Below are 13871 nucleotides of genomic sequence, written 5' to 3'. Positions count from 1 at the left end.
GCTATCGAGCCTCGTGGGGGCCAGCGTCCGGCGACCGCGAAGCGGCGGGCTCGCTTAGCGAACTCCCCGACGGCCTTTCGAGACCGAGGAAGCGATCACGCTGTTCGGCCCACAGCCGCGCACATCCATCCTCACGCAGGGCAGCCTCGCCGAGGGCCTGGCAGCGGCGCAGGCCATCGGGAAGCGGATTCGGCACCGAGGCCGCCGGTGTGTGCGGGCCCTCCCCCACCGGCTTGTCTTCCTTCCGGCTCATCTGGAGCGCCGTCGCCGTCATGGCGACGGCGACGAAGACGATGGCCACGAGGCGAGCGGGGGTTTTGCCGTCCATGGCCATCGACCTCAGCGGTTGAACATCTGGACCGAGCCGGCCTGGTAGCCAAAGCCAGGCGCCAGGAAGCGGCGGCGTTGCTCACGCCCCTGATCGACCGCGGCGGCACGTTCGGCCTCGCTCAGCGCCTGGGCGCGACCATTGGCGGCTACCAGGGCGGTCAGGTCCGCAAGCTGCTGGCCCTGAAGCGCAAGCAACTGGTTGCCAGCTTGCGTCGCCTGCAGCGCACCGGTCGCCGATTGGCTGGCGCCGACCAACGCCGACATCTGCGCGCGGCCGGTGTCGATGTTTCCGACGACGCCCGCCTGGACGCGCATTGCGTCCTGGAGACCGCCCACTGTGTTTTGCCAGCGCGAGCGCGCGTCCGTGACGAGTTGCTGGTCGGAAGCAGAGAGCGAAACGCCGCTGTATTGCCGCTGAAATGCCTTGTCGACCTGCTGGACGTCGAAGGCGATGTTTTGTGCTTCGCCGAGAAGCTGTTGCGTGCGCTGTACCGACTGTTGCAGTTGCTGCAGCGATGACAAAGGCAGGCTCGCGAGGTTGCGCGCCTGGTTGATCAGCATCTGGGCCTGGTTCTGAAGCGAGCTGACCTGGTTCGTGATCTGCTGCAGCGAACGCGCAGCCGTCAGGACATTCTGGGAATAGTTCGATGGATCAAACACGATGAAGGCATGCGCTGGCGCAGTCATCAACGGCCAGATCGCGATCGGCGTGGCGAGCGTCGCCGCGACCAGAAGAAGGACGCGCCGGCGGCTTTGACGAATAGTCATGGTTTGGAATCCTTTTCAGGTTCGGGAACGGTGAGGTTGGGAATGAGGTCGGCGGCCCAGCCGACGTCGCGGGCACGCAGCCAGGCCGACAGGAAGCCGTCCCGGCCATGCTCGGCGACGATGGCGCCGATCAGGGCCTGATCGCTCTTCGACGACGCGGCGCAAAGTGCCAGCCCGACCTCTGACAGGCCGAGCTCGAAGAGACGGTTGCCGCGACGGGACTGGCAGTAATAATCGCGCTTGGGTGTGGCTCGCGCCAGAATCTCGATCTGGCGGTCGTTCAGGCCGAAGCGGCGATAGATGGCGGTAATTTGCGGCTCGATCGCGCGTTCGTTGGGCAACAGCAGCCGGGTTGGACAGCTTTCGATGATGGCCGGCGCGATAGCCGAATTGTCGATGTCGGAGAGTGACTGGGTGGCGAAGACGACGCTGGCATTCTTCTTGCGAAGCGTCTTCAGCCATTCGCGCAACTGCCCGGCGAACGCGTCATCGTCGAGGGCAAGCCAGCCTTCGTCGATGATGAGCAGGGTCGGGCGACCGTCGAGCCGGTCGCCGATGCGATGAAACAGATAGGACAGGACGGCTGGCGCGGCCTGCGTGCCCACCAGACCTTCTATTTCGAACGCCTGCACGGATGCCTGGCCGAGATGTTCGGCCTCTGCGTCGAGCAGCCGGCCGTTCGGGCCACCGACACAGTAGGGACGAAGCGCCTGCTTCAGGTCATTGGCCTGCAGAAGCACGCTGAGCCCGGTGATGGTACGCTCCTCGAGCGGAGCCGAGGCAAGCGAGGTCAGGGCCGCCCAGATATGCTCCTTTGCGTCCGGGGTGATCTGGATGCCCTCGCGCGACAGGATCGCGACGATCCAGTCAGCCGCCCAGGCGCGCTCATACGTGTCATGAACGCGGGCGAGCGGCTGCAGCGAAACGGAAGCATCCGTGCCTTCGGTGAGATGGCCCCCGAGATCGTGCCAGTCGCCGCCCATGGCGAGCGTCGCCGCGCGGATCGAGCCGCCGAAGTCGAAAGCGAAGATCTGAGCGTTGCGGTAGCGGCAGAATTGCAGCGCCATCAACGCCAGCAGCACCGACTTGCCGGCGCCGGTCGGGCCGACGACCAGCGTGTGACCGACATCGCCGACATGAAGAACCAACCGGAACGGGGTCGAGCCTTCGGTCTTGCCGTAAAGCAAGGGAGGACTGACCAAATGCTCGTCCCGTTCCGGCCCCGCCCACACGGCAGAGAGGGGGATCATGTGGGCGAGATTGAGCGTCGAGATAGGCGGCTGACGGACATTGGCATAGACGTGCCCGGGCAGCGAGCCGAGCCAGGCGTCGACCGCGTTGACGGTCTCGACTACCGCCGTGAAGTCGCGGCCCTGGATGACTTTCTCGACGAGCCGCAGTTTCTCGTCGGCCACGCGCGGGTCGCAATCCCATATGGCGACGGTGGCGGTGACATAGGCCATGCCCGCCATGTCGGCGCCGAGCTCCTGCAGCGCCGTGTCGGCGTCGGCCGCCTTGTTTGCGGCGTCCCTGTCGAGGAGTGCTGATGCCTCATTGGTCATCACCTCCTTCAGAATCGAGGCGATGCTCTTGCGCTTGGCGAACCATTGCCGCCGTATCCTGGTCAAAAGGCGGACAGCGTCGACCTTGTCGAGCAGGATCGCGCGGGTCGACCAGCGGTACGGGAAGGCCAGCCTATTGAGGTCATCAGGCAGGCCGGGTGTCGTGGCGGTCGGAAAGCCGACGATGGTGAGCACGCGAAGATGCTTGTCGCCAAGCCGCGGTTCGAGCCCGCCGGCGAGCGGCTCGTCGGCCAGCAGCGCATCGAGATAGATCGGGGTCTCGGGAACGCGCACCGGATGGCGCTTGGTCGAGATGGTCGAATGCAGGTAGGTTAGCGTTTGGCAATCATCGAGCCAGTGACATTCAGGCATGAACCCGTCGAGCAGGGACAGCACGCGCTCAGTGCGGTCGACAAAAGCGCGGACGATCTCGCCCGGATCCGCGCCCGACTGGTCGCGACCCTCATAAAGCCAGTCCTCGGCGCGCGTGGCGTCCGCGGGCGGCGGCAGGAAGAGGAATGTGAGAAAGTAGCTCGATACGAAATGGACCCCCTCCTCGTCGAAGTCGGCTTTGCGCTCGGCATCGAGCAGGCCAGAGGCCGCATTGGGAAACTGGCTTTCGGGGTAAGAAGCCGCTTCGTGCCGCTGCGCTTCGACGAAGATGCTCCATCCCGAGCCGAGACGACGAAAGGCATTGTTGATGCGCGATGCCACCGCGACGAGTTCCGCCGCTACGGCGGAGTCCAGATCGGGTCCGCGAAACCTCGCGGTGCGCTGACAGCTGCCATCCTTGTTGAGCACGACCCCGGGAGCGACGAGTGCGGCCCAAGGCAGAAAGTCGGCGAGGCGAGCAGCAGTCCGGCGGTATTCGGCAAGGCTCATCATGGCGGCGCCCTCAAACCGACAGATGTCCGGGCAGCCGCAGGTGCCGGCGTCCGACTTCGAAAAAAAGCGGATCGCGCCTGGCGGCCCATACTGCCGTGAAATGTCCGATTCCCCAGATGAGGAGACCGGCCAGCCAGAGCCGCAGCCCAAGACCGACAGCGCCCGCCAGCGTGCCATTCAGGATCGCGATTGCACGCGGCGCGCCCCCGAGCAGGATCTGCTCGGTCAGCGCCCGGTGCACGGGCACCGTCCACCCCGGCACTGTGTCGAGCTGTTCAAAACCGGTTGTCATCAGATCAACGCTCCGCCGCCGAACGAGAAGAACGAAAGGAAAAAGCTTGATGCCGCGAAGGCGATCGAAAGGCCAAAGACGATCTGGATCAGCCGCCTGAAGCCGCCTGAGCTGTCGCCGAAGGCCAGCGTCAGGCCGGTGACAATGATGATGATGACGGCGATGATCTTGGACACCGGTCCCTCGACCGACTGCAGGATCTTCTCGAGCGGCTGTTCCCACGGCATCGAGGAGCCCGACGCACGGGCGACCGGCGCGACCATGAGGTTGAAGGCAATGGCGGCGCTGGTCGCGGCCAGGCCGGCGCGGCAGCGAGAAAGCAGGCGGATCATGAAATCTCTCCTGTGTTGATCAGGGTAGCTTGAGCAATGCGATAATCGCCATCGGGGCCCAAACCCTCGACCCGGACAAGTTCGACAAGCCGTCGCTCCGCGCCGCGTCCGGCGAGCACGGCGACAAGGCCGATCGTGTCGGCGATCAGCGCACGCGGGACAGTGACGACGGCCTCCTGGATCAGTTGTTCAAGTCGGCGCAGAGCGCCAATACCGGAGCCGGCGTGAAGGGTGCCGATGCCACCGGGATGCCCGGTGCCCCATGCCTTCAAGAGGTCCAGCGCTTCAGCGCCGCGCACCTCGCCGATGGGGATGCGATCGGGCCGCAGGCGCAGCGACGAACGAACCAGGTCGGAAAGCGTGGCGACGCCATCCTTGGTGCGCATGGCGACGAGATTGGGGGCCGCGCATTGCAGTTCGCGGGTGTCTTCGATGATGACGACCCGGTCCGTCCCTTTCGCCACTTCGGCGAGGAGCGCGTTGGTCAGGGTCGTCTTGCCCGTCGACGTGCCGCCTGCAACGAGGATATTTGCGCGGCCAGCAACCGCGGCGCGCAACACTGCGGCGTCGCCAGAAGTCATGATGCCCGCCGCGACATAGTCATCGAGCGTGAAGACGGCGACCGCGGGCTTGCGGATCGCGAAGGCCGGCGCGGCGACCACCGGCGGCAGCAGACCTTCGAAACGCTCGCCGGTTTGCGGCAACTCGGCCGAGACGCGCGGTGACCGGGAATGGACCTCGGCGCCGACATGATGGGCGACCAGACGCACAATCCGCTCGCCAGCGGCAGGCGCGAGCATTTCCCCCGTATCGGCCAAACCTTTCGAAAGCCGATCCACCCAGATCCGGCCGTCAGGGTTCAGCATGACCTCGACGATCGCGGGATCGTCCAGGAACCGGGCGATGGCGGGTCCGAGCGCGGTGCGCAGCATACGGGAGCTGCGCGCGCGTCCTTCGGTATCGTTGTGCGAGATAGCCATCCTGTCCCCGTTAGTCGGGAACTCGTCGAGCGGCTCCCGGTCGGGATGAGCAAGAAAGGCCTGGAGCGGCCGGATTCAACAGCTTTTGACTGCCGTCGTAGCGCAGCGAACAAAAACCGCCGAACGGCGGCGCCGAGGTCAGGACGCTTTATGGCGACATAGCGGGGCGTTCCAAGATCGGCGGAGTATAAACTTCGGCAATCATATGTACATGTATATTGACACTCGACTCCCACCGGGTTTATGAAATCCCTGGCAGTGGCGGCGATCGCCCTTTCCACGGCGCGGAGGATTGTCATGCGGTTCGGTCCCGAGGACTCGGCGCCAAATAGTCGTTTCCAAATATGCTCGAAGGGCCCCGACAGTCGCAACGCCGCGCCCCTTGACGACAAAGGGCGCTGAAGCGTCATGAGCATGCTAGACATCTGGCTTGGGATTCTGCAAGGACTGCGGGTAACGGCAGCGGTCACCGCCTATGGCTTGGTCTTCGCAGTGCCCTTCGCGCTTGTTTTCGGCGTGGCCCAGTTTCTGACCACCGGCTTTACGCGCTTTCTGGTCACCGCAATAATCGAATTCTGGCGCAGTTCGGCGGTCGTCATCCTGCTCTTCGTCTTTTACTACGTTCTGCCGGTCATGGGGGTCACTCTATCGGCGATGACCGTCAGTGCATTGGTGCTCGGCCTCAATAGCGGCGGCTATGCCAGCCAAGCGGTGCGGGCCGGGCTTCAATCTCTTCCTGCCGGCCAACGCGAGGCTGGCATGGCGCTCGGCCTCTCGCGCCCGGCGATCCTGCTTCTGATCGAGCTGCCTCAGGCGTTGGTCGCCATGAGTCCCACATTCGTCAACAACCTTATTCAGCTCGTCAAGGCGACTTCCCTCGTCTCGTTGGTCACGCTGACGGACATGACCTTCCGCGCCAAGGAAATCTCGCAGACCGAATACGACCCGGTGGCGATCTATTCGGCGCTGCTGCTCGCGTTCTTCGTCGTCTGTTATCCAATCGCGCTCGCCGGCCGCTGGCTCGAGGCGCGGGTCAACCCCGAAAGAGGAACGCCCCGTGGGATTTGACCTCGACTTCGCGCTCTCGACAATCCCGACCATTATCGGTGCGATCGGGACGACCCTGCTGGCCACCGTCTTGAGTTGCGTCGGTGCGTCGGCGCTTGGCTTCGCTTTCGAAATGATCCGCCGCGGGGGCGGTGCGCCTGGCCTCGCAGTGCGCTTCCTGATCGACTTCATCCGCTCGACGCCGGTCTTGGCCTGGCTCTATTTCCTTTACTTCGTTATGCCCTTCTATGGGATCCGGCTTGGCGCCATGACGGTGGGCATATTGGGGCTAAGCCTGTATTACAGCGGTTATCTGGCGGAGGTCTTCAAGGCGGGCATCGACGCTATCCCGAGGGGCCAGCAGGAAGCAGCCAGAGCCTTGTCGCTCACACGCCGCGACACGGTCATGTTCGTCATCGCACCCCAAATGCTGCGCAACATCGCCGCGCCGCTCGGCAACTACCTGGTTTCGATCCTTAAGGCGACGCCTTATCTCGCGATACTGGCCGTCCCGGAAATGCTCGGGCGCGCGTTCGATATCGCTTCCGAGACCTATCGCTATGCGGAGCCGCTGACCGTCGCCGGCGTTCTGTTTCTCGCCCTGGCGCTGATCATTTCTTATGGAGTGAAGCGCATCGAGAAGCTGCTGCTTGCGAGCGGGCGCCGCTGATGCTCGACCGGCGCGCGCTTCCGACCTCGCCGCTTCAATCCGTCCCCCTCGTGCGGATCGAAGGCCTCAACAAGTGGTTCGGTGCCGTGCACGTTTTGAAAAACATAGATCTGACCTTGCGAGCGGGTGCACGCGTCGTCGTTTGCGGACCGTCCGGGTCCGGCAAGTCGACATTGGTTCGCTGCATCAACGGTCTTGAGCGTTTCCAAAAGGGCACGATAGAATTTGAAGGGAGAAGTCTGGGAAAAACCGATGCCGAGACGGCGCGCCGGCTGACAGGCATGGTGTTCCAAAGCTTCAACCTCTTCCCTCACCTCACCGTGCTTGCCAACTGCACGCTGGCGCTGCGCCGGGTCCTGTTGAAATCGGCGCACGAGGCCGAAGAGATCGCCATGCGCCATCTGATGGCGGTGCACATCCCCGAAAAGGCACGGGCGTATCCGGCTGAGCTGTCGGGCGGTCAACAACAGCGAGCGGCGATCGCGCGCGCTCTGTGCCTCGATCCCCGCATCATGCTGTTCGATGAACCCACCTCGGCTCTCGATCCGGAAATGATCAAGGAAGTGCTCGACGTCATGATTGCGCTGGCGGGCAGCGGCGTGACCATGGTCTGCGTGACGCATGAGATGGGCTTTGCACGCGAAGTCGCCGATGAGGTCGTTTTCATGGATGAAGGCCGCATCGTGGAGCACGCCTCTTCCAGTGATTTTTTCTCTGTAGCCGCTCATCCGCGCGCCAGGCGGTTCCTGGATACGATCCTGAGCCACTGAGCGCTGATCCTGTGAACGTCGGGCACGCAAACGGGCTCGATCGCCGACATGACAATTGCATCGATGCCGAATCGCCGCGCGGACTACCAGTCCGGCGCGAATGCGTAACCAGCAGAGCGGACGGTTCGGATCACGTCGCTTCCCACGGATGCCCGAAGCCTTTTGCGCAACCTGGCAATATGAACGTCAACACCCCGTATATCGGTGGCGGCGGCGTGTCCAGGCCATGCGGTCGCGACCAGTTCCTCGCGGCTGAAGACCTTTCCAGGTTGCGCCAGAAGGCTGCGCAACAGTTTAAACTCTATCGGTGGCAGGATGATTTCTTTTTGTTTGAAGAATGTCCGGTGGGTCTGTCGCTCCAACCGGAAATCGCCCTGCACCAGATCGCCTGTCTTGGTTTCCCGCGCGAGCTTCGCGACCCCTGCCTTGGCATGCAGCCACGTCAGAAGCTGCTCGGGCGCAAACGGCCGCGAAAATATTTCGTCGACGCCCGCTTTGATAAGGTCCAGGTGCAGTTTGCCGGAACGAGGCGCAACCAAGCCGACAAGGGGCGTTGCTTTTGTCGCTTCGGCCGACTTCAGCGCCAGGCATTGCTTGGCGATTGCGCGGTCGCCCGCATGACAGTCCAGGATGACGGCAAGCGGCGCCGCCGCCTTGATGGCGGGGGCAATCTTCGTGTCTGCCGTGATCAGCCGGGCTTCGAAGCCTGCCACCGAAAGGATGTGCCCGTAGACCAGAAAGAAATCCGGGTCCTTCGAAGAGATCAGGACCAGCGGCGTCATGAGTCCATCAACCGAATTCGGTGCATCATAGGGCTGACTACCGCGCAAGTGGGCGCGAGACAATATCCCCTGGCGGGCGAACTTTCAGCTACCGGTGGGTACCATCCTAGATTTTGTCTGCGAGTATGACGCCGCTGATGCCATAAGCGCGGCGCGTCTGCTCGATAGCCTCAGGGGTTACATCGATAAGCAGCGCGATAATGTCGCCATCTGGATGCTCGAGAGCGTTGCCGAGCTCGAAGAGCGTCCAGCCAAGCGCACGCAGGCGTTTCGGCCAGAATGTTTCGCACACCACGCTGATCTGTCGAATCCCCAGAGTTTGAGCCGTCTCAAGAAGACCGCACAGAACAAAGCCGGCGATCGGCGACGACGCTCCGTGGGTGCGAAGCGATGGAACGACAAAAAAACGCGTCCATTCGAAAATGTCTGCCGCTCTCGGAGGCGTGCCGCCGGCGAGAACTGGGAAGACCTCGCTCATCAGATGCGGCTCCAGCGTCGGAACAAGACGGGAGCCGCCGACGATCTTGCCGTTGGTATCGAGCGCCAGAACATAAAGCGCATGCTCGTTGTCGAAGGCGTCGATCTCGATGTTGATGGGCCGGGCGACGGCGCGCCATCGTCTGTGCTTGACGTAAATATCGTACCGGATGCGAAAATAGCGCTCCAGCACTTTTCTATACTGCTTCCTGTTTTCCCAGGTAACCAAGTGCACACGAACCATGACGCCTCCAGGCGGAGGTCGTAGGAAAACGGACTTTCCGTACGTATGACGGTATTCAGGTATTGCTAAATCTGGATTTCCTGCCGTCGCAACGCTTTGACGATGGCATGGGACACGTTGATCGCGTCGAGCTTTCCTCGAATGTTGCGTTGATGGCTCTCGACCGTGTTTCTGGTGACGCCGAGGATGCAGGCGATGTCTTCCGTGGATTTGCCTTGTGCGCTCCACTCCAGAAGTTCGCGCTCGCGCGCCGTCAATGGCGTGGGCTGGTCTCCCCCGCCAGCTGTTTCTAACGCTGAAAGGCTCCGGAACGTATGTACGCACAGCGTCTCGATGAAGGGCATGGCGCTCGGCGGGAATTCAATCCGGTCACTCGCGGCGGTGACCACGCCGGGACCTGACAGCGGGACGTGTACCGGGACGCAGATACCTTGCTTCATCCCGAACTCCGCCGCCTCGTCCATCACCAATCTTGCGCGTTTAAACAGTCTTGCGGCTGGAAGGTCGCCCCATAGGAAGGGCTGTGGCGAATGCCGGCACTGCGCAACGCAAGGATCATGCAGAAAATGCTCCTCCGAGACATATCGAAAATACCATTCGGGAGGCCATCCGTCGCCCAGGATCTCGCGTTGCCAGTCCGCGTCGTGCGGCACCGGCAGGCCGGTGATCAGAAAATTGCGCAATCCATACCGCCCCATGATGGAGCGAAACTCTTGCAGGATTGCATCAGTTGACCGCGCAGTGTCGATCCTCGAGATTGCTACGAAAAGATCAGCAACACCTTCGCTCTGCATTGGCAGACCTCGACAAAAGCCAAGCCGCACGCCGCGCCACAACTTATGCGCGTCTCCACGATCTTCAATGGGGCCCAGAGCGAATGTGCACTGCAGGAGTCAATTAGACGGCTAAAGTCGGCAGGCGGACATGTGTTCAACATCTCGAACGAACACGTGAGCCTTCATTCTGTCGACTTCGCAACCACTTGTTTCGTCCCACGCACAGCCTTCGATGGAACGGCCGCGATCAAGTCTTGCGGCTCGACATCCAAGGCCTTGGCCAGGATCTCGACTGTATCCAGCGTGGCGTTGCGCCGACCGGCCTCGACGCTGCTGATATAGGCTCGCGTGCGGCCCGAAGCGAAAGACAACTGCTCCTGAGACAGTCTTCTTTCTCTCCGTAGCCGCTGCACGTTCAAACCAAAAACGCCGCGCAGTTTCATCGAACAACGGATGCTACGACGCGCACTATGGTGCGACACACTATAGTGCACATTCCGCATTGACAGCGGTGCGGCTGGCTGTTTGAAACAACCAGCGAATTCATCGTTTCCTGACACAGGAATAGCCATGTCGAGCCGGCCGTTTCGCGACCTCGCGCACAACGTACAAGTGCATTCCTCTGGCGAGACTAGCCGACCCAGAACGGAAGAAAGCCGGGTCCTGGAATTCGTCTGCATCCGATGCGATGCTTCCTACCCCGCCGATGTCATCATCGACTCCAAGGGGTGCGCGCGGTGTCAGCAAACCGCACCCGCAAATCTTCGGCCGGTTTATGCCGATCCTCCTCCTCATCTCTTCGACGGTGCCACCTCCTCGCGCTCGCTATGGCGTTTTGCGCATATGCTGCCTTGCACAGCCGCGGATGCAGTGAGTCTTGGGGAGGGTTTGACACCGTTGCTTGCGGCGCCGCGCATCGGCGCGTTTCTCGGTGTTCCCAACCTCGCAATCAAGGACGAAGGCCGAAACCCGACCTGGTCGCATAAGGACCGCTTCTCGACCATCGCGGTCAGCGTGGCGCGGGCGCGTGGCGCAAAGATCATCGCGACCGCCTCCTCTGGCAACGCCGGCGCTTCGCTGGCGGCTTACGCAGCTAGAGCCGGGCTGAAGTGCGTTGTCACTACCTTCGCCGGGTCGGCCGGCGCGATGCTGGCGCAGATCCGAAAATATGGCGCGACTGTGCTGCCCTTGGTCAACAAAATGGACCGATGGTCCCTGCTGGAACAGGCGGCTGCCCGCTATGACTGGTTCATCGCCTCGCCCTATCGCGGTCCGGTCGTCGGCAGCCATCCACTCGGCATCGAGGGCTACAAGACGATCGCCTACGAGATCGTCGAGCAATCGAATGGCACGGCTCCGGACTGGTGCGTCCTGCCGGTCTGCTATGGCGATGCATTGTCCGGCGTGTGGGCGGGCTTTTGCGAGTTGTACGCGCAAGGGACGATCACGCAACTGCCCCGTCTCGTCGCTGCGGAGGTGCACGGGTCATTAGCGGACGCTCTCGCCAGCGGCGCCGATGCCTTGAGTGAACGCAAGATTCTCTTCGAGAGCCTTGCCGTCTCGATCGGCACGCCGCGCAGCACCTTCCAGGCTTTGAAGGCTCTGCGCGAATCCGGCGGGCACGCAGTGCCCGTCGACAATCGCGGCCTGATCGCAATGCAGGAACGCCTTGCGCGGGACGAAGGGATCTTTGCCGAACTGGCGTCGGTCACGCCGCTGATCGCAATATCCACGTTGAAGGATCAAGGGATCATCGCAGCCGCAGACCGCGTCGTGGCCGTTGTGACTGCCAGCGGTCTCAAGGACCTCGATCGGTCCACTGGAACGAACGAACATGATCAGATTTTCCAGACGACGGAAGACGCCTGGCGCTGGCTCGACCAAAGCGGGCTGGATCTCGCCTTATAGGTTGTCCACCGCACCAATAGCCGATGGCACCTCATTTGTTGCCTGCGTCTCCATCACATCGTCAAGACGGCGGCGCAGCCAAAGAAAGCGAGTCCATTGCGTCTCTGCGGCCGGTGCGATTGTCGTCAGCGTCCTCGGCTCGGACGGCTCTTTGCAGGGCCAGCCAGGCAAGGTCGCAAGCCAGTCGTCATTGTAGACAGTTTCGGCATGGCGATGGCCTTCGTCAGGCATGATGACCGCGACCTGTGCGTCCGGAAGGGTCGTTGCAACCCATTGCGCGACCAACGCGGCGGCGCCGCTGGTCGGCCCCATGAAGATGCCGTGCTCGCGCAGCAAACGGTGCGCGCTCAGATACGCCGGATAGGCACCGACCCAATGGATCTCGTCGACAAGCTCATGCCTGACATTTCTCGGCAGAACGCTGTTGCCCAAGCCCCGCAGCATGCGTTTGCCGACGGGCTGCCCAAACAGAATGCTGCGATGGGTATCGACGGCAAACACCGTCAGATGGGGAAAGACCGTTCGCAGAAAAGACGCGGTGCCGCATAGCGAACCGCCTGTGCCGACGCAGCCGACCAGGCAGTCAACCCTTCCCACGGCCCGGATGAAAAGTTCAGCCAGCCGCGCATAGGCGAGCCAGTTTCCCGGACTGTCGTATTGGCGGGTCCAGAAGCCCTTCGGCTCCTTGGCCAGGATTTCCTGCAGGCGCTCAAGCCGGCCAGGCTGATTGCCGTCACCGCGCGGATCATCAAGTGCGATGACCGTGGCGCCGGTGCGCTCCAGCCGGTCTTTGTATTTGGCATCGATAAGCGTTGAAGCGGTGACGAGGGTAAGGCGATAGTCGCGCGCCGCCGCGAGCAGCGCCACCGCCATGCCGAACGTGCCGGACGTCGTCTCGACAATGTGGGAGCCTGGCTTCAGTTCGCCATTCGACGCTGCCCGATCCAGAATGTAGCGGGCCGGCATCAGCTTCATCAACGGAAAAGCCGCCGCCACCAGATTTGGCGCCAGGCGAGCAAGGCGAGGGGTCTCAAGGTCCCTGAAATAGTCAACTCCGAGGGTCACCATGTCCAGCCCTCCGCATTGACCAGATGGACCTCGACTTCCTGGAAGCCGGCGCGTCCTATCTGTTGTGCGACCAAAGCTGCCCGTCGCTTCAGATTCGATGCGAAGAGATCGAAAATAAGACCCAACAAAGAGCCGCTATGGGCGACTTGCACCCCGCACGCTCCGGCTCGCCTGGCGATTTCGGCGATCTCGTCGAAACCCTGTTTCGGCAAGTGCCGTTGACTGATCACCGCACTGGCAGAGGCGGCGCGTCCGAGAAGATTTGGATCCTGAAGGTAAACCGCCCGCGCCACCAGCGCCCGAAGGACGCCGAATTCCTGGATTTCGGCACTGTCGTAGCGCGCCGGCGGCAGCTGCAATGTGTCGACCGGGACGCCGCCATTCGCCTTGAAACCGACCAGGAGCAACGGCGGCAGCGAGCCGCCGAAATTCTCGATCACCGTGCCCTCGCGTTGCGCGAACAGGACCGCATGCTCATCGAATGCGATCGCATCGCTGGCGCGCTCGGCGGCAACGGCGAGACGCCCGATGCTCGAGGGCCGCAACTGGACCTTGAGGGCCGCGGCTACGGCGCGAATGGAAGCGACGACGTCCGCGGTCGATGAGCCGTAGCCGTGCCCCACGGGAATCGAGCTTTGAAGCGTCAGCACGCCGCCGCCGGTTACGTTCAAGAAATCGAGCGTGAGCCGCGCGGCGGCCGACGCCTTGACCTTATGATCAGGGTGGACAACGACCGCATCGCCGTCGCTCCTGGCAAAGGTCGCCTCGGACCTCAAACCGGCGATCGGCAGCGTGACGAGCCCGCGATGAAGGCGCCCGTCATCATCCTTGAAGACGCCCTGGATGAGTTCGCCGTGATGCGCAATCGCCGCTCCCGTCCCGATCGAAGACCGTAGCGTTTCACGGCTCATAAGATCGCCGGCGCCAGCCATTTTCATCTCCCCCACCCTTTCTCGCAGCGCAGGAGGATGGCGCCGACG

Annotated in this window: 16 protein-coding genes; 4 read left to right on the top strand and 12 right to left on the bottom strand. The window is 62.6% G+C overall.

The window, feature by feature from the left end:
• Position 1: 1 nt before the first annotated feature.
• From trbK-alt to trbB, 6 genes are read right to left on the bottom strand one after another with little or no spacing between them, the layout of a single operon-like run.
• Entirely contained in the window at positions 2-328 is a 327-nt protein-coding gene (gene trbK-alt / locus FJ936_RS28110; RefSeq protein ID WP_140789402.1) for a putative entry exclusion protein TrbK-alt, read from the bottom strand.
• An 11-nt stretch (positions 329-339) separates the two neighbouring features.
• Positions 340-1098: a P-type conjugative transfer protein TrbJ gene (gene trbJ / locus FJ936_RS28105; RefSeq protein WP_140789406.1), complete on the bottom strand. Its 759-nt coding sequence runs from the start codon at positions 1096-1098 to the stop codon at positions 340-342.
• On the bottom strand, positions 1095-3545 hold the full coding sequence (gene trbE / locus FJ936_RS28100; RefSeq protein ID WP_141907261.1) for a conjugal transfer protein TrbE: 2451 nt from the start codon (positions 3543-3545) through the stop codon (positions 1095-1097). Before trbE ends, trbJ begins: the two co-directional genes overlap by 4 nt.
• 10 nt (positions 3546-3555) lie before the next feature.
• Entirely contained in the window at positions 3556-3837 is a 282-nt protein-coding gene (locus FJ936_RS28095) for a VirB3 family type IV secretion system protein (RefSeq protein ID WP_140789410.1), read from the bottom strand.
• Positions 3837-4169, bottom strand: coding sequence for a TrbC/VirB2 family protein (locus tag FJ936_RS28090; protein ID WP_140789412.1), 333 nt, complete (start codon positions 4167-4169; stop codon positions 3837-3839). Before FJ936_RS28090 ends, FJ936_RS28095 begins: the two co-directional genes overlap by 1 nt.
• Complete coding sequence (trbB, locus tag FJ936_RS28085) at positions 4166-5149, bottom strand: P-type conjugative transfer ATPase TrbB (RefSeq protein ID WP_140789413.1); 984 nt, start codon at positions 5147-5149, stop codon at positions 4166-4168. The genes FJ936_RS28090 and trbB overlap by 4 nt, the downstream gene beginning before the upstream one ends.
• 408 nt (positions 5150-5557) lie before the next feature.
• Between trbB and FJ936_RS28080 the strand changes: the two genes are divergently transcribed.
• From FJ936_RS28080 to FJ936_RS28070, 3 genes are read left to right on the top strand one after another with little or no spacing between them, the layout of a single operon-like run.
• A complete protein-coding gene (locus FJ936_RS28080) occupies positions 5558-6217 on the top strand; it encodes an amino acid ABC transporter permease (RefSeq protein WP_141907260.1) in 660 nt (219 codons plus the stop codon).
• Positions 6207-6866, top strand: coding sequence for an ectoine/hydroxyectoine ABC transporter permease subunit EhuD (gene ehuD, locus FJ936_RS28075; protein ID WP_140789417.1), 660 nt, complete (start codon positions 6207-6209; stop codon positions 6864-6866). The genes FJ936_RS28080 and ehuD overlap by 11 nt, the downstream gene beginning before the upstream one ends.
• Positions 6866-7636 carry an amino acid ABC transporter ATP-binding protein gene (locus tag FJ936_RS28070; protein ID WP_140789419.1) on the top strand — a complete coding sequence of 257 codons (771 nt, stop codon included), beginning with the start codon at positions 6866-6868 and terminating at the stop codon, positions 7634-7636. Before ehuD ends, FJ936_RS28070 begins: the two co-directional genes overlap by 1 nt.
• A gap of 83 nt (positions 7637-7719) precedes the next feature.
• Here the strand turns inward: FJ936_RS28070 and FJ936_RS28065 are convergent, their stop codons facing one another.
• The 4 genes from FJ936_RS28065 to FJ936_RS28050 form a co-directional block, all read right to left on the bottom strand.
• Complete coding sequence (locus FJ936_RS28065; RefSeq protein ID WP_140789421.1) at positions 7720-8418, bottom strand: response regulator transcription factor; 699 nt, start codon at positions 8416-8418, stop codon at positions 7720-7722.
• A 106-nt stretch (positions 8419-8524) separates the two neighbouring features.
• A complete protein-coding gene (locus tag FJ936_RS28060; protein WP_140789426.1) occupies positions 8525-9139 on the bottom strand; it encodes an acyl-homoserine-lactone synthase in 615 nt (204 codons plus the stop codon).
• 65 nt (positions 9140-9204) lie between these two features.
• A complete protein-coding gene (locus tag FJ936_RS28055) occupies positions 9205-9933 on the bottom strand; it encodes a LuxR family transcriptional regulator (RefSeq protein WP_141907259.1) in 729 nt (242 codons plus the stop codon).
• 164 nt (positions 9934-10097) lie between these two features.
• Positions 10098-10358, bottom strand: coding sequence for a helix-turn-helix transcriptional regulator (locus FJ936_RS28050; protein WP_140789430.1), 261 nt, complete (start codon positions 10356-10358; stop codon positions 10098-10100).
• A gap of 127 nt (positions 10359-10485) precedes the next feature.
• On the opposite strand from FJ936_RS28050, the gene FJ936_RS28045 reads away from it, so the two are divergent.
• Positions 10486-11823 (top strand): threonine synthase, encoded by a 1338-nt coding sequence (locus FJ936_RS28045; RefSeq protein ID WP_246680560.1) that lies wholly within the window; start codon positions 10486-10488, stop codon positions 11821-11823.
• Here the strand turns inward: FJ936_RS28045 and FJ936_RS28040 are convergent.
• Together FJ936_RS28040 and FJ936_RS28035 are read right to left on the bottom strand one after the other, a co-directional pair.
• Positions 11818-12891 (bottom strand): PLP-dependent cysteine synthase family protein, encoded by a 1074-nt coding sequence (locus FJ936_RS28040; protein WP_141907258.1) that lies wholly within the window; start codon positions 12889-12891, stop codon positions 11818-11820. The two genes, FJ936_RS28045 and FJ936_RS28040, sit on opposite strands and share 6 nt — an antisense overlap.
• Positions 12885-13829 (bottom strand): kinase, encoded by a 945-nt coding sequence (locus FJ936_RS28035; RefSeq protein WP_141907257.1) that lies wholly within the window; start codon positions 13827-13829, stop codon positions 12885-12887. The genes FJ936_RS28040 and FJ936_RS28035 overlap by 7 nt, the downstream gene beginning before the upstream one ends.
• Between the last annotated feature and the right edge of the window lie 42 nt (positions 13830-13871).

It is taken from the genome of Mesorhizobium sp. B2-4-13, from assembly GCF_006658535.1.
Taxonomy (GTDB): domain Bacteria; phylum Pseudomonadota; class Alphaproteobacteria; order Rhizobiales; family Rhizobiaceae; genus Mesorhizobium; species Mesorhizobium australicum.
This window is presented reverse-complemented; position numbering and strand designations above follow the sequence as displayed.

Coding starts and splice junctions, on each gene's coding strand:
- trbK-alt (WP_140789402.1), bottom strand. CDS start 328: ATGGACGGCAAAACCCCCGCTCGCCTCGTGGCCATCGTCTTCGTCGCC.
- trbJ (WP_140789406.1), bottom strand. CDS start 1,098: ATGACTATTCGTCAAAGCCGCCGGCGCGTCCTTCTTCTGGTCGCGGCG.
- trbE (WP_141907261.1), bottom strand. CDS start 3,545: ATGATGAGCCTTGCCGAATACCGCCGGACTGCTGCTCGCCTCGCCGAC.
- FJ936_RS28095 (WP_140789410.1), bottom strand. CDS start 3,837: ATGACAACCGGTTTTGAACAGCTCGACACAGTGCCGGGGTGGACGGTG.
- FJ936_RS28090 (WP_140789412.1), bottom strand. CDS start 4,169: ATGATCCGCCTGCTTTCTCGCTGCCGCGCCGGCCTGGCCGCGACCAGC.
- trbB (WP_140789413.1), bottom strand. CDS start 5,149: ATGGCTATCTCGCACAACGATACCGAAGGACGCGCGCGCAGCTCCCGT.
- FJ936_RS28080 (WP_141907260.1), top strand. CDS start 5,558: ATGAGCATGCTAGACATCTGGCTTGGGATTCTGCAAGGACTGCGGGTA.
- FJ936_RS28070 (WP_140789419.1), top strand. CDS start 6,866: ATGCTCGACCGGCGCGCGCTTCCGACCTCGCCGCTTCAATCCGTCCCC.
- FJ936_RS28065 (WP_140789421.1), bottom strand. CDS start 8,418: ATGACGCCGCTGGTCCTGATCTCTTCGAAGGACCCGGATTTCTTTCTG.
- FJ936_RS28060 (WP_140789426.1), bottom strand. CDS start 9,139: ATGGTTCGTGTGCACTTGGTTACCTGGGAAAACAGGAAGCAGTATAGA.
- FJ936_RS28055 (WP_141907259.1), bottom strand. CDS start 9,933: ATGCAGAGCGAAGGTGTTGCTGATCTTTTCGTAGCAATCTCGAGGATC.
- FJ936_RS28050 (WP_140789430.1), bottom strand. CDS start 10,358: ATGAAACTGCGCGGCGTTTTTGGTTTGAACGTGCAGCGGCTACGGAGA.
- FJ936_RS28045 (WP_246680560.1), top strand. CDS start 10,486: ATGTCGAGCCGGCCGTTTCGCGACCTCGCGCACAACGTACAAGTGCAT.
- FJ936_RS28040 (WP_141907258.1), bottom strand. CDS start 12,891: ATGGTGACCCTCGGAGTTGACTATTTCAGGGACCTTGAGACCCCTCGC.
- FJ936_RS28035 (WP_141907257.1), bottom strand. CDS start 13,829: ATGAAAATGGCTGGCGCCGGCGATCTTATGAGCCGTGAAACGCTACGG.